The organism is Nocardia arthritidis, assembly GCF_011801145.1.
GTDB classification, from domain to species: domain Bacteria; phylum Actinomycetota; class Actinomycetes; order Mycobacteriales; family Mycobacteriaceae; genus Nocardia; species Nocardia arthritidis_A.
In genome coordinates this window covers 3,494,167-3,515,009 of the sequence record NZ_CP046172.1, presented here as the reverse complement: position 1 = coordinate 3,515,009, position 20,843 = coordinate 3,494,167, and the positions used below count along the sequence as shown (strand labels likewise).

General features: G+C 67.3%; 19 protein-coding genes. 15 read left to right on the top strand and 4 right to left on the bottom strand.

Annotated elements, in window-relative coordinates; genetic code table 11:
- Window positions 1-118: 118 nt before the first annotated feature.
- Window positions 119-1,858, bottom strand: a complete 1,740-nt coding sequence (gene treZ, locus F5544_RS15740) for a malto-oligosyltrehalose trehalohydrolase (protein ID WP_167473886.1) — start codon at window positions 1,856-1,858, stop codon at window positions 119-121.
- A 26-nt stretch (window positions 1,859-1,884) separates the two neighbouring features.
- Here treZ and F5544_RS15735 point away from each other — a divergent pair, with 26 nt between their 5' ends.
- From F5544_RS15735 to F5544_RS15725, 3 genes are all read left to right on the top strand, one after another.
- Window positions 1,885-2,502 (top strand): class I SAM-dependent methyltransferase, encoded by a 618-nt coding sequence (locus F5544_RS15735; protein WP_167479230.1) that lies wholly within the window; start codon window positions 1,885-1,887, stop codon window positions 2,500-2,502.
- 43 nt (window positions 2,503-2,545) lie between these two features.
- Complete coding sequence (locus tag F5544_RS15730) at window positions 2,546-3,118, top strand: TetR/AcrR family transcriptional regulator (RefSeq protein WP_167473885.1); 573 nt, start codon at window positions 2,546-2,548, stop codon at window positions 3,116-3,118.
- Window positions 3,119-3,202: 84 nt separating this feature from the next.
- Window positions 3,203-4,381: a Cmx/CmrA family chloramphenicol efflux MFS transporter gene (locus F5544_RS15725; protein WP_167473884.1), complete on the top strand. Its 1,179-nt coding sequence runs from the start codon at window positions 3,203-3,205 to the stop codon at window positions 4,379-4,381.
- Between the two features lie 60 nt (window positions 4,382-4,441).
- On the opposite strand, the gene dnaE is transcribed toward F5544_RS15725, so the two are convergent.
- Window positions 4,442-7,993, bottom strand: a complete 3,552-nt coding sequence (dnaE, locus tag F5544_RS15720) for a DNA polymerase III subunit alpha (RefSeq protein ID WP_167473883.1) — start codon at window positions 7,991-7,993, stop codon at window positions 4,442-4,444.
- A 276-nt stretch (window positions 7,994-8,269) separates the two neighbouring features.
- On the opposite strand from dnaE, the gene F5544_RS15710 reads away from it, so the two are divergent.
- The 9 genes from F5544_RS15710 (at window position 8,270) to F5544_RS15670 (ending at window position 17,923) form a co-directional block, all read left to right on the top strand.
- Window positions 8,270-9,430 (top strand): sensor histidine kinase, encoded by a 1,161-nt coding sequence (locus tag F5544_RS15710; RefSeq protein ID WP_167473882.1) that lies wholly within the window; start codon window positions 8,270-8,272, stop codon window positions 9,428-9,430.
- A gap of 20 nt (window positions 9,431-9,450) precedes the next feature.
- A complete protein-coding gene (locus F5544_RS15705; protein ID WP_167473881.1) occupies window positions 9,451-10,227 on the top strand; it encodes a LytR/AlgR family response regulator transcription factor in 777 nt (258 codons plus the stop codon).
- Window positions 10,224-10,592, top strand: a complete 369-nt coding sequence (locus F5544_RS15700) for a hypothetical protein (protein WP_238847261.1) — start codon at window positions 10,224-10,226, stop codon at window positions 10,590-10,592. The genes F5544_RS15705 and F5544_RS15700 overlap by 4 nt, the downstream gene beginning before the upstream one ends.
- A gap of 1 nt (window position 10,593) precedes the next feature.
- Complete coding sequence (locus F5544_RS15695; RefSeq protein ID WP_167473880.1) at window positions 10,594-12,342, top strand: cation acetate symporter; 1,749 nt, start codon at window positions 10,594-10,596, stop codon at window positions 12,340-12,342.
- A 149-nt stretch (window positions 12,343-12,491) separates the two neighbouring features.
- Window positions 12,492-12,836 carry a DUF485 domain-containing protein gene (locus F5544_RS15690; protein ID WP_167473879.1) on the top strand — a complete coding sequence of 115 codons (345 nt, stop codon included), beginning with the start codon at window positions 12,492-12,494 and terminating at the stop codon, window positions 12,834-12,836.
- A complete protein-coding gene (locus F5544_RS15685; RefSeq protein ID WP_167473878.1) occupies window positions 12,833-14,470 on the top strand; it encodes a solute symporter family protein in 1,638 nt (545 codons plus the stop codon). The genes F5544_RS15690 and F5544_RS15685 overlap by 4 nt, the downstream gene beginning before the upstream one ends.
- 57 nt (window positions 14,471-14,527) lie before the next feature.
- A complete protein-coding gene (acs, locus tag F5544_RS15680; protein ID WP_167473877.1) occupies window positions 14,528-16,453 on the top strand; it encodes an acetate--CoA ligase in 1,926 nt (641 codons plus the stop codon).
- Between the two features lie 90 nt (window positions 16,454-16,543).
- Window positions 16,544-17,476, top strand: a complete 933-nt coding sequence (locus F5544_RS15675; RefSeq protein ID WP_167473876.1) for an extracellular catalytic domain type 1 short-chain-length polyhydroxyalkanoate depolymerase — start codon at window positions 16,544-16,546, stop codon at window positions 17,474-17,476.
- Between the two features lie 54 nt (window positions 17,477-17,530).
- Window positions 17,531-17,923, top strand: coding sequence for a DUF2076 family protein (locus F5544_RS15670; protein WP_167473875.1), 393 nt, complete (start codon window positions 17,531-17,533; stop codon window positions 17,921-17,923).
- Window position 17,924: 1 nt separating this feature from the next.
- Here F5544_RS15670 and F5544_RS15665 read toward each other — a convergent pair whose 3' ends face one another.
- Together F5544_RS15665 and F5544_RS15660 are read right to left on the bottom strand one after the other, a co-directional pair.
- The gene (locus F5544_RS15665; protein WP_167473874.1) at window positions 17,925-18,335 is read right to left on the bottom strand and encodes a VOC family protein; all 411 of its coding nucleotides are present in this window, start codon (window positions 18,333-18,335) and stop codon (window positions 17,925-17,927) included.
- A gap of 13 nt (window positions 18,336-18,348) precedes the next feature.
- The gene (locus tag F5544_RS15660) at window positions 18,349-18,852 is read right to left on the bottom strand and encodes a hypothetical protein (RefSeq protein WP_167473873.1); all 504 of its coding nucleotides are present in this window, start codon (window positions 18,850-18,852) and stop codon (window positions 18,349-18,351) included.
- Window positions 18,853-19,123: 271 nt separating this feature from the next.
- On the opposite strand from F5544_RS15660, the gene F5544_RS15655 reads away from it, so the two are divergent.
- The 3 genes from F5544_RS15655 to F5544_RS15645 are packed head-to-tail and all read left to right on the top strand — an operon-like array spanning window position 19,124 to window position 20,789.
- Complete coding sequence (locus F5544_RS15655; RefSeq protein WP_167473872.1) at window positions 19,124-19,783, top strand: hypothetical protein; 660 nt, start codon at window positions 19,124-19,126, stop codon at window positions 19,781-19,783.
- On the top strand, window positions 19,767-20,342 hold the full coding sequence (locus tag F5544_RS15650; protein ID WP_428847145.1) for a DUF6529 family protein: 576 nt from the start codon (window positions 19,767-19,769) through the stop codon (window positions 20,340-20,342). Before F5544_RS15655 ends, F5544_RS15650 begins: the two co-directional genes overlap by 17 nt.
- Window positions 20,343-20,357: 15 nt before the next feature.
- Window positions 20,358-20,789 carry a ubiquinol-cytochrome c reductase iron-sulfur subunit gene (locus F5544_RS15645; RefSeq protein ID WP_167473871.1) on the top strand — a complete coding sequence of 144 codons (432 nt, stop codon included), beginning with the start codon at window positions 20,358-20,360 and terminating at the stop codon, window positions 20,787-20,789.
- Window positions 20,790-20,843 lie beyond the last annotated feature (54 nt).

Genomic DNA, 20,843 nt, shown 5'->3' with positions numbered 1-20,843 from the left:
CCACGGTAATCGCGGACGCGAGATCGGGCAATGAACCTGTCCCGGACAGTTGATAATACAACGTTATCCGACCGAGATATATTGCACCGCTTCATATTACCGACAGTGCGGTACGCCGTTAGCCGATCGGAAGCTCGCCGGTGTCCAGCACCGCGAAACTATGCCCAGCCAGCTTGACCTCACTGTCTGATTCGGTAACGACCGAATCCCAGGCGAGCAGGACGCGGCCGGCCACCGGCACGACCACCGATTCGGCCGACAGATTGCAGACCAATCGCAGCGGCCCGCGATACAGCACCACCCAGCGCGCGGCATCGTCGTATTCGACGCGGACATCGGGCAGCCACGGATCGGTGATCTCGAACCTGTTGCGCCGCAATGCGATCAGCGCGCGATAGCAGGCGAGCAGCCGCGCGCCGCGCGGATCGGCCGGTTCGGACCACACCAGTTTCGATCGCCGAAAGGTCGCCGGGTCCTGCGGATCCGGCACATCGCCCGGCGGCCAACCGTGTTCGGCGAATTCGGCCCTGCGCCCCTCGGCGACCGCGGCGGCCAATTCGGGTTCCGGATGCGCGGTGAAGAACTGGAACGGCGTTCGCGCACCCCACTCCTCCCCCATGAACAGCATCGGCGTATACGGCGACAGCAGCACCAGCGCCGCCTTGACCGCCAGCTGACCGTCGGTGAGGTAGGCGCTGGGACGATCACCCTGTGCCCGGTTGCCGATCTGGTCGTGATTGCACGTGTAGGCCAGCAGGGCGCTGCCGGGTATCGCGCTGGTGTTCAACGGCCGTCCATGGATGCGCCCGCGGAAACTGGAATACGTTGCGGCATGGAAATATCCGCGCGTCAGCGTGGTGGCCAGGCAGTCCAGCGAGCCGAAATCGGCATAGTAGCCCTGCCTTTCACCGGAGACGGCGGTGTGCACGGCGTGGTGCATATCGTCGTTCCACTGTCCGGCCAGGCCGTAGCCGCCCGCGGCGCGCGGGGTGATCAGCCGCGGATCGTTCAGGTCGCTCTCCGCGATCAAGGTCAGCGGGCGGCCGAGTTGCGCTGCCAGCCGGTCGGTTTCGGTGGACAGCTGTTCGAGCAGGTGGATGGCGCGGTGGTCGGCGAGTGCGTGCACGGCGTCGAGCCGCAGCGCGTCCACGTGGAAGTCGCGGAACCAGCGCAGCGCGTTGTCGATGATGAAGCGGCGCACGGTATCCGAACCCGGCCCGTCGAGGTTGACGCTCTGCCCCCAGGTATTCCGGCCATCGCTGAGGTAGGGCCCGAAGCGGGGCAGGTAGTTCCCGGACGGCCCGAGGTGGTTGTAGACCACGTCCAGCGCCACCGCCAAACCCTTCGCGTGGCAGGCATTCACGAAGCGCTGCAGGCCATCCGGACCGCCGTACGCCTCGTGCACCGCGTACCAGAGCACGCCGTCGTAACCCCAGTTCCATGCGCCGTTGAACGCGTTCACCGGCATGAGTTCGACCGTCGTCACGCCCAATTCGACGAGATGGTCCAGCTTTTCCACGGCCGCGTCGAAAGTGCCCGCCCGCGTGAAGGTTCCGATGTGCAGCTCGTAGTAGACCGATCCGGCCAGCGGGCGCCCGGTCCACCCGGCGTCGGTCCAGCCCGCCGGATCGAGCGCGTGCACCGCGGACCGGCCGTGTACGCCGTCGGGTTGCCGGGGCGAGCGCGGATCGGGCAGCACGGCCGGATCGTCGTCGAGCAGATAGCCGTAGCGGGCGCCGGGCGCGGCCGGGAGTTCGGCCCGCCACCACTCGCCGTGACATGTCATCGGATGGACGACACCGTCGAGTTCGATCCGGACCCGGTCCGCCCGCGGCGCCCAAACCTCGAAGACAGTCACCGGGCCAGCATGTCACAGTGGACGGCATGGGCCTCTACGACGACCATGTTGTCCCCCGCCTCGTCGAACTGTGCTGCGGGGCGAAATATCACGAACCGCTGCGCGCGCAGGTCTGCGCCGGTCTGCACGGCAAGGTGGTCGAGATCGGCTTCGGCTCCGGACTCAACGTCCCGTTCTACCCGGCCGCCGTCGAATCGGTGAGCGCGGTGGAACCGGCCGATCTGGGCTGGCGGCTCGCGGCCGAGCGCGTCGCGGCGTCACGCGTTCCGGTCGAGCGGTCCGGCCTGGACGGACAGCGACTGCCGTTTCCGGATAACAGTTTCGACTGCGCGCTGTCCACCTGGACCCTGTGCACCATCCCGGATGCCGGGGCCGCGCTCGCCGAGGTCCGGCGGGTGCTGAAGCCCGGCGGCACGCTGCATTTCATCGAGCACGGCCTGGCGCCGGATCATTCGGTGCAGGTCTGGCAGAACCGGCTGAACCCGGTGCAGAAGACGATCGCGGGCGGCTGCCACCTCAATCGTCGGATCCGCGTGATGATCGAGGCGGCCGGATTCGAATTGCGCGAGGTCGAGCAGTTCTACGGCGAGGGCTCGCCGCGCGTCTTCGGCGCGCAGACCCAGGGTGTCGCGGTCGCGAATTAGCATTTTTGGACTGATCAATCCAAAACGTGTTAGCGTGTCACCCATGGCACGCCCGAAGGCATTCGACGAGGACCGAGCGGTCGATGCGGCGATGCGCGCGTTCTGGACCGCGGGTTACGAGGGCACCTCGACGCAGGATCTCTGCGCCGCGACCGGATTGGGCCGCAGCAGCATCTACAACACCTTCGTCAGCAAGCACGAGCTGTTCACGCGGGCGCTGCGCCGGTATATGGACAGCAAGAACGCGAGAACCTTCGAACTGCTCGACGGCCCCGAACCGGCCAAGGACAAAATCCGGACCATCCTGCACTGGGCCGTCGAGGCGCCGGAAGACGATCCGATGGGCTGCTTCGTTGTCAATTCCATCGTCGAACTCGGCCCGCGCGACGACGATATCGCCGCCGCGCTGCGCGACGACCACGAGCGCAGGCTCACCGCGCTCACCGCGGCGATCACCGCGGGCCAGCGCCTCGGTGAAATCGACAAAAGCAGGCCCGCAAGGGATCTCGCGCACTTCGTGATCGCGACGATCAGCGGCCTGCGGGTCGCCGCGCGCGGTGGCGCCGATCGAAAGACGTTGGCCGCCATCGCCGATACCGCACTGCGGTGCCTCTGATCACTCCCTGACGAGATGCGGCAGCGCCGCCGCTTTCCCATCGGTTCATTTTGAACCAATCTGTCCAAAATAGAGAGGTATTCGATGCCCGTCGCCGTCTACGTCCTGGGCCTGGCCATCTTCGCCCAGGGCACATCCGAGCTCATGCTCGCCGGGATCCTCACCGAAATGTCAAGCGACCTGGGCGTTTCCGTACCACAGGCCGGACTGCTGGTCTCGGCGTTCGCGCTGGGCATGCTGGTCGGCGCGCCGGTCCTCGCCGCGACGACGCTGCGGCTGTCGCGCCGCACCGCACTGCTGGGATTTCTCGCGGTATTCGTCATCGCCCATGTCATCGGCGCGCTGACCTCCAGTTACTGGGTGCTGTTCGGTACCAGGGTGATCGCCGCCTTCGTCTATGCCGGGTTCTGGGCGGTAGGCGCCGCCACGGCCATCAGCCTGACGCCGCCGAACAAGCGCGGACGGGCCATGGGCATTGTGGCGGGCGGGCTGACGGTCGCCACCATCATCGGATTGCCCGCGGGTACGGTCATCGGCCAGCACTGGGGTTGGCGCGCCGCGTTCTGGGCCGTCGCCGCGCTGTCCGCGCTGGCCATGCTGGGTGTGCTGGCCAGGATCCCGGCCGCCCGCGCCGCCGAAATCCCGGATCTGCGCAGGGAATTGCGTAGCTTGGTGAATCCGCGGGTGTGGCTGCACTACGGAACCACCGCGCTGCAGATCGCGAGCCTGATGGTCACCTTCACCTATCTCGGCGCGCTGCTCACCGAGACGACGGGGCTCGCCGCCGGTTGGGTACCCGTGGTGCTCACGATCTACGGTGTCGGCGCGGTGCTCGGCATCGCCATCGGCGGGCGAACCGCGGACACACATCCCGTCCGCACCCTCTACCTCGGATTCGCCGGCCTGATCGGCACTTCGGTGCTGCTCGCGCTCACCGGGCAGTACGCCGTGACCGCCGTGCTGGCGGCATTCCTGCTGGGCGCCTTCGGTTTCGGCGTCAACCCGACCCTGAACAGCCGCATCTTCGCGCTGGCCGCCGACGGACCGACCCTGGGCACCGCCTTCAACACCTCCGCGTTCAACGTCGGCATCACCGTCGGCCCCTGGCTCGGCGGACTGGCCATCGGCGCGGGCCTCGGCTACCCCGCCACCGCCTGGATCGGTGTGGTCCTCGGCATCGCCGCGATCGGCACCCTCAGGTGGAGCCAAGCGCTGCACCGGAATTCGGCCCCGGCGGCCCCGGAACCCGCTCTCGCCAACTAGATCGCCCTGTGCCACAACGGCCCCCCATCCATGGATGGGGGGGCCGTTGCCGAATCGCGGCTAGCTGGCCAGGCAGCCGGGGCCGAGCAGCGCCTTGAGGTCGCCCATCAGGGCGGAGGACGGCGAAACGCGCAGGCGGTCATCGAGTTTCAGCAGGTGGGTCTTCTCACCGGCGCCGACGAGGCGCAGGTGCACGTCGGAGGTGCCCGGGTGGCTGGTCAGGACGCGTTTGAGGGCGCTCACCTTGTCGGGGGTGCACATGCGGGTCGGCATGGTGACGGCCAGCGGCTTGGCCACGCCGATGGCCGAAAGATCCGGCACCGCAAGGTCGTTGGCGATCAGCGAGATGCGGTCGTCGCGCACCGAGACGCGCGCCTTCACCAGCACCACCGCATCCTCGACCACGTCCATGCCGTACACCGAATAGGCCTGCGGGAAGAACAGCACCTCGATACCGCCGGACAGATCCTCCAATTGCGCCGACGCCCAAGCCAATCCGTTCTTGTTGATGCGCCGGTTCACCGCGGCGAGGATGCCGCCGACGGTCACCTGGGTGCCGTCCTTGATATCGCCTTCCAGGATGGCCGGGATCTGGGTGTCGGACTGCGCCGCGAGTACGTGTTCGACACCGTTGAGCGGATGCCCGGATACGTACAGGCCCAGCATCTCCCGTTCCAGCGCCAGCTTGTGCTTGGCCTCCCACTCGTCATCGGGCACCTTGACGTTGAACACCGAGGTGATCGAGTCGTCGGCGTCGTCCAACCCGCCGAACAGGTCGAACTGACCCATCGCCTCGGCCTTCTTGGTGGACATCACCGCATCGATGGCGTCGGAGTGCACCAGCATCAGCCCCTTGCGGGGATGCCCGAGCGAATCGAATCCGCCTGCCTTGATGAGGGATTCGGTGACCTTCTTGGAGCAGGCCAGCGCGTCGATCTTGTTCAGATAGTCGGAGAAGTCGGTGAACTTCGATTTCTCCTTGCGCGCGGCGATGATCGAGGACACCACGTTCGCGCCGACATTGCGCACCGCGCCGAGCCCGAACCGGATGTCGTCGCCCACCGAGGCGAAGTTCTGCTCGGATTCGTTGACGTCCGGCGGCAGCACGGTGATGCCGAGGCGGCGGCAGTCGGCCAGATACTGTGCGGCCTTGTCCTTGTCGTCACCGACCGAGGTGAGCAGGCCCGCCATATATTCGGCCGGATAGTTGGCCTTGAGGTAGGCGGTCCAGAACGACACCAGACCGTAGCCGGCGGCATGCGATTTGTTGAACGCGTAACCGGCGAACGGGAGAATCGTGTCCCACAGCGCCTTGATCGCGGGCTTGGAGAAACCGTTCTCCAGCATGCCCTTCTCGAAGCCCTCGAATTCGGCCTCCAGGACCTCGGCCTTCTTCTTACCCATGGCGCGGCGCAGAATATCGGCTCGACCGAGCGAGTACCCGGCCACCTTCTGCGCGATCTGCATGATCTGCTCCTGGTACACGATCAAGCCGAAGGTGTCGGCCAGGATCTCCTTCAGCGGTACCTCGAGCTCCGGATGGATCGGCTTGACCTCTTGCCGCCCGTTCTTGCGGTCGGCGTAGTCGTTGTGCGCGTTCATGCCCATCGGACCGGGGCGGTACAGCGCGAGCACGGCGACGATATCCTCGAAGCCGGTGGGCTGCATGCGCCGCAGCAGATCGCGCATGGCGCCACCGTCGAGCTGGAAGACGCCGAGAGTGTCACCGCGGGAAAGCAATTCGTAGGTCGGCTTATCGTCCAGCGGCAGGTGGTCCAGGTCCAGATCGATGCCGCGGTTCGCCTTGATGTTGACCAGCGCGTCACCGATGACGGTGAGGTTGCGCAGGCCGAGGAAGTCCATCTTCAACAGGCCGATGGCCTCACACGACGGGTAGTCCCAGCCGGTGATGATCGCGCCGTCCTGCGCCCGCTTCCACACCGGGATCGCGTCCATCAGCGGTTCGGAGGACATGATCACCGCGCAGGCGTGCACACCGGCGTTGCGAATCAGGCCCTCCAGTCCGCGCGCGGTCTCGTAGATCTTGTTGACGTCCGGGTTCGTATTGATGAGCTCGCGGACCTCGGCGGCCTCCTTGTACCGCTCGTGCTCGGGATCCATGATGCCCGAGAGCGGAATGTCCTTGGCCATGATCGGCGGCGGCAGCGCCTTGGAAATCTGGTCGGCGATCGCGAAACCCGGCTGGCCGAACTGGACGCGCGCCGAATCCTTCAGCGCCGCCTTGGTTTTAATGGTGCCGAAGGTGATCACCTGGGCCACTCGGTCGCTGCCCCACTTCTCGGTGGCGTAGCGGACCATCTCACCGCGGCGGCGATCGTCGAAGTCGATATCGATATCGGGCATCGAGACGCGTTCCGGGTTCAGGAATCGCTCGAACAGCAGGCCGTGCGGAATCGGGTCGATATTGGTGATGCCCATGGCGTAGGCGACCAGCGAACCGGCCGCCGAACCGCGACCGGGTCCGACGCTGATGCCGACCTCGCGCGCATGGCTGATCAGGTCACCGACCACGAGGAAGTAGGCGGGAAAACCCATTTCGATGATGACGCCGAGCTCGTAGTCGGCGCGATCCAGGTATTCGCGCGGCGGGCCGTCCGGGAACCGCCGGTCCAGCCCGCGCAAAACCTCCTTGCGCAGCCAGGTGGCCTGCGTCTCGCCCTCCGGCACCGGGAAGATCGGCATCCGGTCGTGGTGCTTCCACACATCGTCGTAGGACTGCACCCGCTCGCCGATGCGCACCGTGTTGTCGCAGGCGCCCGGCACCTCCGCATCCCAGATCGCCCGCATCTCCTCGGCGGACTTCAGGTAGTAGCCGGAGCCGTCGAATTTGAAGCGGGTGGGATCGGACAGCGTCTTGCCGGTCTGCACGCACAGCAGCGCCTCGTGGTTCGCCGCCTCGGATTCGTGCACGTAGTGACAGTCGTTGGTGGCCAACGCCGGAATATCGAGTTTGCGGCCGATCTCCAGCAGCCCCTCGCGCACCCGGCGCTCGATGGACAGCCCGTGATCCATCACCTCGAGGAAGAAGTTCTCCTTGCCGAAGATCTCCTGCCACTTGGCCGCGGCCTCCAGCGCCTCACGCTCGTGCCCCAGCCGCAGGCGGGTCTGCACCTCACCCGATGGGCAGCCCGTCGTCGCGATGATGCCCTCGGCGTATTGGGCGATGATCTCCTCGTCCATGCGGGCCCACTTGCCGAGCTGACCCTCGATGGAGGCCAGGCTCGACAGCTTGAACAGGTTGCGCAGTCCGGTCGCGGTCTCGGCGACCATCGTCATATGGGTGTAGGCGCCCGAACCCGAGACGTCGTCACCCTTCTGGCTCGGATCGCCCCACAGGACGCGTTTGGTGTTGAAGCGGGATTCCGGCGCGATGTAGGCCTCGATGCCGATGATCGGTTTGATGCCCTGCTTCTTGGCCGAGTTGTAGAACTCCGACGCGCCGTACATATTGCCGTGGTCGGTCATGCCGACGGCGGTCATGCCGAGCCGATTCGCCTCCTTGAACAGGGGCGTGATCTTCGCAGCGCCGTCGAGCATCGAGTACTCGGTGTGGTTGTGCAGGTGAACGAACGATCCGGACGAGGCTGCCAAGACTGTCCTTCCTCCCAAGGTCGCGACGGGGGTTGGCTGGACCGATTCTAGGGGGCCGCACCGACTGCTTTCGCCAGGCGCGCGGCGGTGGCACAGGTGCCCGGCGTGTCGGTGGCGAAGATCACCGGCGCGTCGCGACGGTCGGCTATTTCCGTTTGCGCCACAGGAATTTCAGGGCCGACCAATCATCGTCCAGCGCCGCCACTTTCACGTCGACGACGCCGATCGGCAGCAGCACGCGATAATGCCACCCATGCACGCGCCGCTGGACCGCCGATGACGGCGACCGCGCTCGCCGCGGCCGCGGCGGCGGCGCTGTTGGCGGGCGCCCTGTTCATGTGGCGGCGGACCCGGCGCGTGGTGACGACACCGGCCGAGCGCGCGGTGCACGCCACCCTGCACACCGCGTCGCTGGCGGCGGTGCCGCTGCGGCGCGGGCTCACCGCGGATTCCGCCGGGCAGGCCGCACCGCATCTGCGCGCGCTCACCGGGGCCGAGGCGCTCGGCATCGCCGATCCGGACGCGACGCTGCTCGCCTGGGACGGACCGCACGCGGAATTGACCGAATACTTCACCGACGCCGCCGCGCGGGCCATCGCCGGCGGCCGCCCGGTGCTGGTGTCCGGGCCTGGCGAACGCGTCCGCACCGTGATAGCCCAACCGCTGCTCATCGAAAATGGCGGCGTATCAGGTGTTCTGGGTGTGGTGACCACCGGGCGGCCGGGTCCGGGCCGGCTGGGCGCGGTGGCCGAGGTGGCCCGATACGCCTGCGGCCAGCTGGAATTAGCGGAACTCGACGCGTCGCGAGCCAGGCTGGACCGGGCCGAGGTGCGGGCGCTGCGGGCACAGATCAGCCCGCATTTCATCTACAACGCGCTGAACACCATCGCCTCGTTCGTGCGCACCGATCCGGACCGGGCCCGCGAGCTCATCCTCGAATTCGCCGATTTCACCAGGTATTCCTTCCGGGCGGCAGGCGAATTCACCGTGCTCGCCGACGAATTGCGCAATATCGAACGGTATCTCGCGCTGGAGCAGGCCCGTTTCGGCGATGCGCTGCACGTGCGGCTGCGGATCGCGCCGGAGGTGCTCGGCGTAGTCTTGCCGTTCCTCGCGCTGCAACCGTTGGTGGAGAACGCGGTTCGGCACGGGCTGGCGGGGGCGGCGCGCGGCGGGACGGTGAGCATCATCGCCACCGACGCCGGCACCGACTGCCTGATCAGCGTCGAGGACGACGGCGTGGGCATGGATCCGGAGCTGCTGCGCTCCGGCGCGTTGGACGCGGCGGAGTCGGCGCATATCGGGCTGGCCAATGTGGACGACCGGCTGCGCGCAGCATTCGGCAACGATTACGGGCTGGTTGTCGAGACCGCGCCGGGCGCGGGCACCAAGGTGAGTATGCGAGTCCCCAAGTTCCGTGCGGGTATTCGGGCCTGACGCCGTACGATGAACCGGCTGTGGATACCGGCAAATCGGGCCTGCGCGTGCTGGCCGTCGACGACGAGAAACCCGCTCTGGACGAGCTGGTCTACCTGTTGCGCGCACAGGCCGGCGTCGGCGAGATCCACGCGGCCGGCGATGCCACCAGCGCGCTGCGACTGCTCCGGGCGCATCCGGTGGACGCGGTATTCCTCGATATCAACATGCCGGGCCTCGACGGTATGGAGCTGGCCGGAATCCTGTCCGAATTCGCGAATCCGCCCGCGGTGGTGTTCGTCACCGCGCACGACGACCACGCGGTGACCGCCTTCGATCTCGGCGCGGTCGACTACCTGCTGAAACCATTGCGGGAGCGGCGATTGGCCGAGGCGGTGCGCCGCATCGCCACCGCCCTACCGCCAAATGTCGTTGCATCGCAGTCCGATTCGAACGAGGTGATCCCGGTCGAACTGGGCGGGGTCACCACGCTGGTGCACCGGTCCAGCGTCGGCTGGGTGGAGGCCGACGGCGACTACGCCAGGCTGCACACCGCGGCAGGCTCACATCTGGTGCGGATCCCGCTGTCCGCCTTGGAATCCCGCTGGCAGGACGCGGGATTCCTGCGCGTGCACCGGTCGTACCTGGTCGCGTTGCGGTTGGTCACCGGGCTGCGCACGGTCGGCACCGGGACGGTGGTGTGCCTGCGCGGCGAGGGTTCGGCCGGGCCGGTGGAGCTGCCGGTGAGCAGGCGGCAGGTGCGCGAGCTGAAACAGCGTCTGGTGCACGGACCTCGGCAAACCTGGACGCAGCGGTGACCGGCCCGCAGCAGCGCCCGGCGCGGCAGCGGGTGGTGCTCGCCGAGCGGCGCGGCGCGCGGCGGGTGCGGACCAGGGCCGAGGTCGCCGAGCAGACCGAGATCGGCGAGGCGTTGCTGAGCGGGCTGATTCGCGCGCAACTCGGGCTCGCGCTACGGCTCGGCCTGCTGATTGTGTTCGTACTGTGCTCGCTGCCAGTTGTTTTCGCATTGGGCGGGCTCGGTTCGGTTGCGCTGTTCGGGATTCGGTTGCCGTGGTTGGCGCTCGGGTTCGCGGCCTATCCGGTGCTCGCGCTGGCCGGGCTCCTGTACGTGCGGCTGGCCGAGCGCAACGAGCAGGATTTCCTAGAGCTGGCCGAGGATTGAGATGAGCGCGGCGCCCGCCTTCACCGTCGCGGGATCGGTGGTCGCGGCGCTGGCCACCGTGGCGATCGGCGCGTACGGGGTTCGGTTGGCGCGCACCACCTCCGATTTCCTCGTCGCGTCGCGCAGCGTCGGTCCGCGCTGGAACGCCGCCGCCATCTCGGGTGAATACCTTTCGGCCGCATCATTTCTCGGCGTCGCCGGGCTGATCGCGAAATACGGCGCCGACGCGCTGTGGTATCCGCTCGGCTTCACCGCGGGCTATCTCGGACTGCTGCTGTTCGTCGCGGCCCCGCTGCGCAGGTCCGGCGCGTACACGGTGCCCGATTTCACCGAATTCCGCTTGGGCTCAACGCGTTTGCGCAGGGTCGCGGCGGTCGTCGTGGTGCTGATCTGCGGTGTGTACCTGATTCCGCAGTTCCAGGGCGCCGGTTTGACGCTGCACATACTGCTCGGCCTGCCGAAGTGGGTCGGCGCGGCCGCGGTCGGCGCGATCGTGATCGGCAATGTGGCCGGCGGCGGCATGCGCTCGATCACGCTGGTGCAGGCGTTCCAGTACTGGCTGAAGCTCACCGCGGTCGCGGTGCCCGCACTGGTGCTGCTCGGCTATTTCCTGGCCGCCGACCGCGACCTCGGCGCGCCGGCGCCGCCCGTGGTCACCGCGCGCACCACGGTGGATGTCACCACCGACGTGGTCGTGCGGGTCGGTGCGGCACAACCGGTTTCGATCACCGGAACACTCGACCACCGCGCCGTCGACGGGCCGGAACTGCTCACCCCCGGACGGCACGAGCTCGCGGCGGGCACCCGTCTCACGCTGGACGCGGGCGCGACCGTCCCGGTGGTCGCGGGCGCACCGGCCGACGGCGCGAGCTGGCTCGCCCCCGGCAACGGCTTCGGCGGCAAACACCCTATGTACCAGGTGTATTCGCTGATCATCGCGACCTTCCTCGGCACGATGGGGCTGCCGCATGTGCTGGTGCGGTTCTATACCAATCCCGATGGGCGCGCGGCCCGCACCACCGCGCTCGCGGTGATCTCGCTGGTCGGGCTGTTCTATCTCTTCCCGATCCTGTTGGGCGTATTCGCCAGACTGTATGTGCCGCAACTGCTCATCACCGGCACCTCCGACGCCGCCGTCGTACTGCTGCCGGGCTCGGTGCTCGGCGGACTGCCCGGTCAACTGCTCGCCGCGCTGGTCGCGGCGGGCGCGATCGCCGCATTCCTGTCCACCTCGTCCGGACTGCTCGTCAGCATCGCGGGCGTGCTCAGCACCGATGTGCTGCGCGGCCGGATCCGCGACTTCCGGCTGGCCGCCATCGCCGCGGGCGTTGTGCCGCTGGGTCTTTCGGTCACCGTCGTCTCGCTCGACCTGTCCCGCACGGTCGGGCTGGCCTTCGCCGTCGCCGCGTCGACGCTGTGTCCGCTACTGGTGCTCGGCATCTGGTGGCGCGGGCTCACCGCGGCGGGTGCGGCGGCCGGAATGGCGGCGGGCGGGCTCACGGCCGGCGGCGCGACGGCGGTGTCGGTGGCGGGCGGCTTCGCCTCCGAGGTGGGTGACGGCTGGCCCGCCGCGCTGCTCGGCTATCCCGCCGCGATCACCGTTCCACTCGCCTTCGCGACAATGGTGCTGGTCAGCCTGGTGACCAGGCGACAGGGCGCGCGCACGGTGCGCCGCGTCTTCGTGCGCATGCACGCCCCGGAACGGCTCGGCCTCGGCGCGGACCGGGAACGCGGCCTGCGCTCCCGGTGATCTCGGACCGACCGTTCGTCGCCGCCCACCGACCGTTCACCGCAGAACCGGCGCCTTCGGCGGAGTGACCCGCGCCACATCACCAATTCCTCATAGGAGGCTGGTTACCGTCGGCCCGGACAGAGCCAAGTAACACGCTAGGACTCAGCATGACCAGTACCGATGTCGGCGGCACCCCGACCCGACCAGAGGATTTCCGCGCCGTGCAGGCGAGCCCGGAATTCCAGCAGCTGCGCGATCGACTGCGCCGCTTCGTATTCCCGATGACCGCGCTGTTCCTGGTCTGGTACCTGAGCTACGTGCTGCTCGGCGCGTACGCGCACGACTTCATGGCCACCAAGGTGTTCGGCGACGTGAATGCCGGATTGCTGCTCGGCCTCGGGCAGTTCGTTTCCACCTTCGTCATCACCGGGCTCTACGTCCGTTTCGCGAACCGGGAGCTCGATCCGCGAGCCGCGGCCATCCGCGCCGAAATCGAAGGGGGCCGGGCATGAGCCATACCGAATACCTCGCCGCCGCGACCAAAGTCGGCAATCCGGTGGCGAATATCGCGATCTTCGCGCTGTTCGTCGCGCTCACCCTGGTGGTGGTGATCCGGGCCAGCCGCAGCAATGCCAGCGCCGCCGATTACTTCACCGGCGGGCGCGGCTTCTCCGGGCCGCAGAACGGCATCGCCATCTCGGGCGATTACCTTTCCGCCGCAAGCTTTCTCGGCATCGCCGGGGCGATCGCGGTATACGGCTACGACGGCTTCCTCTACTCCATCGGCTTCCTCGTCGCCTGGCTGGTAGCCCTGCTGCTGGTGGCCGAAATGCTCAGGAACACCGGCAAATTCACCATGGCCGACGTGCTGAGCTTCCGGCTGAAAGAGGGTCCGGTGCGCACCGCGGCCGCCTTCAGCACCCTGGCCGTCTGCCTGTTCTACCTGCTGGCGCAGATGGCGGGCGCGGGCGGTCTGGTCGCGCTGCTGCTCGACGTGTCCAGCAAGTCCGGGCAGGCCGTCGTCATCGCCGTCGTCGGCGTGCTGATGATCGTGTACGTGCTGGTCGGCGGCATGAAGGGCACCACGTGGGTGCAGATCATCAAGGCCGCGCTGCTGATCACCGGCGCCGCCCTGATGACGGTGCTGGTGCTGGCCAAGTACGGCTTCAACTTCTCCGACATCCTCGGCTCGGCCCAGGACGCCGTGCACGGCGCGAAGACCAAGGGCGTGGCCGCCCGCGACGTGCTCGCGCCGGGCGCCCAGTACGGCGCCAACGGCACCTCGAAACTGAACTTCGTCTCGCTCGGCATCGCCCTGGTGCTCGGCACCGCGGGCCTGCCGCATGTGCTGATGCGCTTCTACACCGTGCCCACCGCGAAAGAGGCTCGGCGCTCGGTGGTTTGGGCCATCGGCCTGATCGGCGCGTTCTACCTGTTCACCCTCGTGCTCGGCTACGGCGCCGCGGCCATCGTCGGCCCGGATCGCATCCTCGCCGCCGCGGGCGGCCAGAACTCGGCGGCCCCGCTGCTCGCCTTCGAACTGGGCGGCGTCGTACTGCTCGGCATCATCTCCGCCGTCGCGTTCGCCACCATCCTCGCCGTCGTCGCCGGGCTCACCATCACCGCGGCCACCTCGTTCGCGCACGATATCTACGCCAATGTGGTCAAGCGCGGCAATGCCGGTGAGCGCGAACAGGTCCGGGTATCCCGGATCACCGCGGTGATCATCGGCGTGCTCGCCATCGCGCTCGGCATCCTGGCCAACGGGCAGAATGTCGCCTTCCTGGTGGCGCTCGCCTTCGCGGTCGCGGCATCGGCGAACCTGCCGACCATCCTGTACTCGCTGTTCTGGCGGCGGTTCAACACCACCGGCGCGCTGTGGAGCATGTACGGCGGCCTGATCTCGACAATCGTGCTCATCGTCTTCTCCCCCGCCGTCTCCGGCAACGCCACCGCCATGCTGCCGCATGCGAAGTTCGACTGGTTCCCGCTGTCGAACCCCGGAATCGTCTCCATCCCATTGGCTTTCGTACTCGGCATTATCGGCACCTACCTCGGCGGCAAGGCCGGCGATCCGGACCGGGAGGCCGAAATGGAGGTGCGCGCGCTCACCGGCGTGGGCGCCGAGAAGGCGGTGGCGCACTGACCTGTTCGCGGTAACAAGTTGTCACCCTTGACCTTTCGATAGCAGGAGGAAATCGCGTTGACCAGCACCACCGCCCCGGCCACCTATCCGCCGAGCGCCGAATTCGCCGCGCACGCCAATGCCGATGCGGCGCTGTACGATCGCGCGGCCGCCGATCGTGATGCGTTCTGGGCAGAGCAGGCGGGCCGGTTGCATTGGCATCAGCCGTGGTCGCGGGTGCTGGACTGGTCCGGGGCGCCGGTGGCGCGGTGGTTCGTCGACGGCAAACTCAACGTCGCCTACAACTGTGTGGACCGGCACGTGCTCGACGGGCACGGCGATCAGGTCGCCATCCACTGGGAGGGCGAACCCGGCGATTCCCGCGACATCACCTACACCCAACTGCTGCACGAGGTTTCGCGGGCGGCGAACTACCTGACCGAACTCGGCCTGCACGCCGGCGACCGGGTCGCGATCTATATGCCGATGGTGCCCGAGGCGATCGTGGCGATGCTGGCCTGCGCCCGACTGGGACTGACCCATTCGGTGGTCTTCGCCGGATTCTCCCCCACCGCCCTGCGCCAACGCGTCGACGACGCCCAGGCCCGCCTGGTCATCACCACCGACGGCCAATGGCGACGCGGCACCCCCGCACCACTGAAAGCCGCAGTGGATGCCGCACTGCGAGAACCCGGTTCGCCGGTAGAGCACGTTCTCGTGGTGCGGCGCACCGGTATCGAGGTGCCATGGACCGAGGGCCGCGATCTGTGGTGGCACGAGACGGTGGCCGAGGCCTCCGCTACGCACGAGGCCGAGGCATTCGATGCCGAACACCCGCTGTTCATCCTCTATACCTCCGGGACCACCGGTAAGCCGAAGGGCATCCTGCACACCTCGGGTGGTTACCTGACCCAGGCCGCTTACACCCATCACTACGTCTTCGATCACAAAGCGGGACAAGATGTCTACTGGTGCACCGCCGATATCGGCTGGGTCACCGGGCACAGCTACATCGTCTACGGACCGCTGGCCAACCGGACGACGCAGGTGGTCTACGAGGGGACACCTAATTCCCCGAATGAGCACCGGCATTTCGAGATCATCGAAAAGTACGGCGTCACAATCTATTACACCGCGCCGACGCTCGTCCGAACGTTCATGAAGTGGGGCAGGGAGATTCCGGACGCACACGACCTGTCCTCGCTGCGTCTCCTCGGCTCGGTCGGCGAGCCGATCAACCCTGAAGCCTGGCGCTGGTACCGGGAGGTGATCGGCGGCAACCGAACCCCGATCGTGGACACCTGGTGGCAGACCGAGACCGGCGCGATCATGATCTCCCCGCTGCCCGGCGTCACCGCCGCCAAACCCGGCGCGGCCATGGCACCGCTGCCCGGCATCTCGGCCCGGATAGTCGACGAGGACGGCGGCGAACTCCCCGCCGGCGGTTCGGGTCTGCTCGTACTCGACCGGCCGTGGCCGTCGATGCTGCGCGGCATCTGGGGCGATATGCGCCGCTTCCACGAGACCTACTGGGAGCGCTTCGCCGCCACCGGTTGGTATTTCGCGGGCGACGGCGCGAAACTCGATACGGATGGCGCACTCTGGCTGCTGGGCCGGGTGGACGACGTGATGAACGTATCCGGCCACCGCATCTCCACCGCCGAGGTCGAATCCGCACTCGTCGGACACACCGGCGTCGCCGAAGCCGCCGTCGTCGGCGCCAGCGACCCCACCACCGGACAGGGCATCGTCGCCTTCGTCATCCTCACCGCCGAAACCACCAACACCGGCACCGCACTCATCGACGAACTCAAAGCACAGGTCTCCCGCGACATCAGCCCCATCGCCAAACCCCGCGAAATCCACATCGTCCCCGAACTCCCCAAAACCCGCAGCGGCAAAATCATGCGCCGCCTACTGCGCGACGTCGCCGAAGGACGCGAACTCGGCGACACCTCAACCCTGGTGGACCCCAAGGTTTTCGAGGCCATCGCCCGCGGGTGATCCCGCACCCGCGATGAACCCGGCCCGAATGGCGATACCGGGCCGGGTTCATCGCATCGAAATACGCTGAGAATCGCTAGCATTCGACCCGTGCGAATCAACCCGGGGCGCGTGCTCGCCGTCGTCGCCGCCCTCGTCACCATCACGGTCTGGGCGCCGACGGCCGATGCCCGAGTGGACAAGCGCTGCTTCACCAACGCCGCGGGCACCAGGTGCTACCACCTCTATCTACCGCCCGGCGACACCGCGGGCAAACCCTTGATGGTCTATCTGCACGGCTGCGACGATCCCCTCTCCGCCCCGGAGCCCAGCGGATTCTCGCTCACCCGCGTCGCCGACGAAATGGGTTTCGTCCTCGCCTACCCGCTTCAGGACAACGCGGTGGCCGAGAACGGCTGCTGGGGTTGGGACAAACCGGAGAACACGCGGCGCGATCAGGGCGAACCGGCGATCATCGCTGGAATCACCACCGCGCTCGCCGACGAATTGCGGCTCGACCGAACCCGAATCTACCTGGGCGGATACTCCGCGGGCGGGGCCATGACCACCAATATGGGCGCGCTCTATCCCGACCTGTACGCGGCGATCGCACCGATGGCGGGTGCTCCCTTCCTGAAACAGGGCGGCGGTCAGGTCGTCGTCGACGCCATGGGCGAGCGCGCACGACCGGTCCCCGCATACTTTCTGCAAACCCTGTTCGACGAGATGAGCAACTACGTCATCGGGCGGGTGAATATCGAACAGTGGCTTGCCGCCGACAATCTCGCCGATCCGGGCTCCGCACCGACCCAGCCGACCGGCACCGAAACCCGCCCGCTGGCGCCGGGCAGCCCGCAGCCGTTGCAGATCGAGCATTACGACAGCCGAAAAGGTTGCGCTATAGCGGAATTCACCACGCCGATACTCGCCGAACACGTGTACGGAGCTCGGTTGGTACAGGACGAGATCGGTATCGAAATCCAGCGCGACCTCATGCGTTTCCTGCTCGCACACCGGATGACCGAACCACATCGCGCGTGCTAGCCGTGCTGTCCTGCGGCCAGGACGCCGAGCGGATCCGGCGGTATAAACGGCTGTATGACGAACCCACAAGAGCAACAGGCTATCGATGCGCTTTTCCAGAAGGTCGCCCAGCACGCCGCGCAGTCCGGCCCGCGAAACCCACAGGTGGAGGCGCTGATTCAGCAGCGAGTCCAGCAGACGCCTGGGGCGCTCTACGCGATGGCGCAGCTGTTGATCGGGCAGGAGCAGGCGATCGGCCAGCTCCAGCAGCAGGTGGCCCAGCTACAGCAGTCCGCGCAGCGCCAGCCCGCACCCGCCGCCGCTCCGCCCCGTCGCTCCGGCGGCGACTTCCTCACCGGCGCAGCCCAAATCGCGCTCGGTGTCGGCGGCGGCATGCTCGCGGCGGGCGCCATCGAGGACATCGCGGGCGACCTGTTCGACGATGACGATGATGACGACAGTTGGTGAGTCAGCCGACGAAGAGACAGAACGGATGGCCCGCCGGATCGGCGTACACGCGTAGCGGCTCGTCGGGATCGTCGCCGCGGTCACAGCGCAGACGGCCGCCCAACTCCAGGACCCGGCCGTGCTCGGCATCGAGTTCCGCCCGCGAACCCACCGTCATATCGAGGTGAAGCTGTTGCGGCACTTCGTTATCCGGCCAAGTGCTCGACGGAAGATGATCGACCTGCTGAAAGGCCAACCGTCGCAATCCATCTCGGGTTGTCAACACCAGCCAGTCACGGCCGCGTATGTCGTCATGCCCCGGTTGCGGCGGCTCGTCACCGGGCCGGTAGACCAAATCCAGTAATTGCCGGTAGAACTCGGCGAGTTCTCGCGCGTCGGTAGTATCCAGCACCGTCTGTAGTAGTTGCGGCATAATTTCACCTCCGCTACCGAGGGTATTGCGGATACTGGGGCGGCTGGTATTGGGCGGGTGGGGCGTGGACCGCTCGCGGGGCGGCCGACAGCCATCGGGTGGTCGACGACGACAATGCGAAGATCAAGATCAACAACAGCAGGGCCAGGCCGGGAATCCCAACGGCCGGGCTGACCGAAACCCCGTCGCGCGAGCCGCCGATCATGCCGATGACACAGCCGACGCAGCCCACGCACGACAGCACGACCAGCAGCAGGCGGCCGCCGGACCTGCGGCTCAGCAGCAGCATCGAGCCCACAAACCACAGCATGCCGAATACGGCCTCCACGATCGCGATGGTGTACAGGGTCCGGGCGGTTCGGTCCGCGATCTCCTGGCCCGCGTCGATCGCGGCCGTGCGCAGCGCATCCGTCGCATTCGCCGTCATGACCGCGCCCACCACCGCGAAGGCCATCACCAGCAGACCGAGATAACCGGCGGCCTTCGCGGTGACACCGCTCGGCTGGACCGGCGCCATCTGAACCGAAAAGCCTTGGGGTTGAAGAAAACCCGGCTGCCCGTTCACCGGTGGGCCGGGCGGTGGATATATACCGTGGCCGAGTGGATAATTCACGACTCCCCCTCTCGTTCGATGGCAAATCGTATCGTGCGGTAGCCGCGGCCGAAGCCGGTTGAAGCAGCCCGACACGCCACGCCGCGAACACGCGATTGAACCGGCGGGTCATATTTCCCCGTACACAATGCGTAATGCCTGAGCCATCGACGGCCGCCCATCGAGGGAGACCTGTATGAAACGTCTCGGACCACTGCTGACACTCGCGGCAGTGGTGCTGTTCGGTGCGATCCTGCTGGCCGTCGACATGTCGAAGGACACGCCGACGCCCGCGGCGAACCCGTACGCGCCTTCGACCGCCGCGCCGACGACCACCGCGGCAGCACCCGCGACCAGCATCCCGCCCACCACTCCGGCCGCGATCCCGTTCCCCGCCAAGGCCGATTATGTCGGCACCACGACCGGAGCACCGCTGACCGTCTCGATCGCGGTGAAGGACGACAAGGTCACCGCCTACGTCTGCGACGGCAAAACCGTCGAATCCTGGCTACAGGGCGGCGCGACCAACGGCGCCGTGCACCTGACCGGTTGGAACAACGCGAAACTCTACGGCAGCTACGACGGCACCGCCGTACACGGGATACTCGCCCTCGCCGGGAAGCAATGGGATTTCACTGCGGCGCCAGTCAATTCCCCCGCCGGGCTGTACGTCAACCGCACCGACAATTCCCGGCAGAGCTGGATCGTCGACGCGAACGGCCGGGTCACCGGTGTCCAGCGCACCGCGGACGGCGGCACATCCCCGGCACCCGTACTCGCCCCGGACGGCACGGCGATCATCAACGGCCACAAGATAACCGCGACAAAAGTAAGTGGTGGTGACAGTGTCGGTTGACCGCAACGCACCAACGGCCCGGAACAACATTTCGGCCCTGGCGATCGTCATCCCGGTGCTCATCGGCGCCGCCGCCGCGGTCGCGCTCGGCGTCTACGCGAAAGTCCATGAGCCACGGTACTTCTCGATCAACCTCGCGGGTTTCTCCAGCCCGCTCGCGGTCAAAACCTGGCTCGCCACCGCGGTTCTCGTACTCGGCCTCGCCCAATTGGCCTCCGCCCTGGCGATTTACGGCAGGATCCCGAACTTCCGCGCACCGTCCTGGATCGGCGCCGCACACGTGTGGACCGGACGGCTCGCTGTGCTGATCAGCGTGCCCGTCGCGATACATTGCCTGTACGCCTTGGGTTTTCAGGATTACAACCCGCGCGTCCTACTCCACTCGCTGTTCGGCTGCTTCTTCTACGGCGCGTTCGTCGCCAAAATGCTGCTGCTCACCCGCGGGCGCCTGCCCGGCTGGGTCGTCCCGGTCGCGGGCGGGCTGGTGCTCGCCGGGCTCACCGGCATCTGGCTCAGCTCTGCCGCCTGGTTCTTCGAACACAACGGCCTCACCTTCTGATCGGAGCAAATAACGATGACAGTCGACCCGACCATGAATCGCCGCACCGCCGTGGTGGCGGGCGCCGGCGCGGTGGCCGCGGCCGCCGCGCTCACCGCGTGCACTACCTACGGCAAAAACGACACCCCGGCCACCGCTCCCGCGACCTCCCCCGTCGCCCAGCCGGGCGACAACGCACTCGCCAAAACCGCCGACGTTCCGGTCGGCGGCGGAATCATCAAGGGCGACACCGTGATCACCCAACCCACCGCGGGCAAGTTCGTCGGACTGTCCACCACCTGCACACATATGGGCTGCAAGGTGAACGCGGTGACCGACGGCACCATCAACTGCCCGTGTCACGGCAGCAGATACCACCTGGACGGATCCGTCGCGAACGGCCCGGCCCCGAAGCCGCTCGCCGCGAAACCCGTACGCGTCCAGGGCGATTCGATCGTCGCGGGCTGACCAGGGCGCGTCCCCGAAGTCCAGCCGGATGCATCCGCGGTCCAGCTCGTCGCC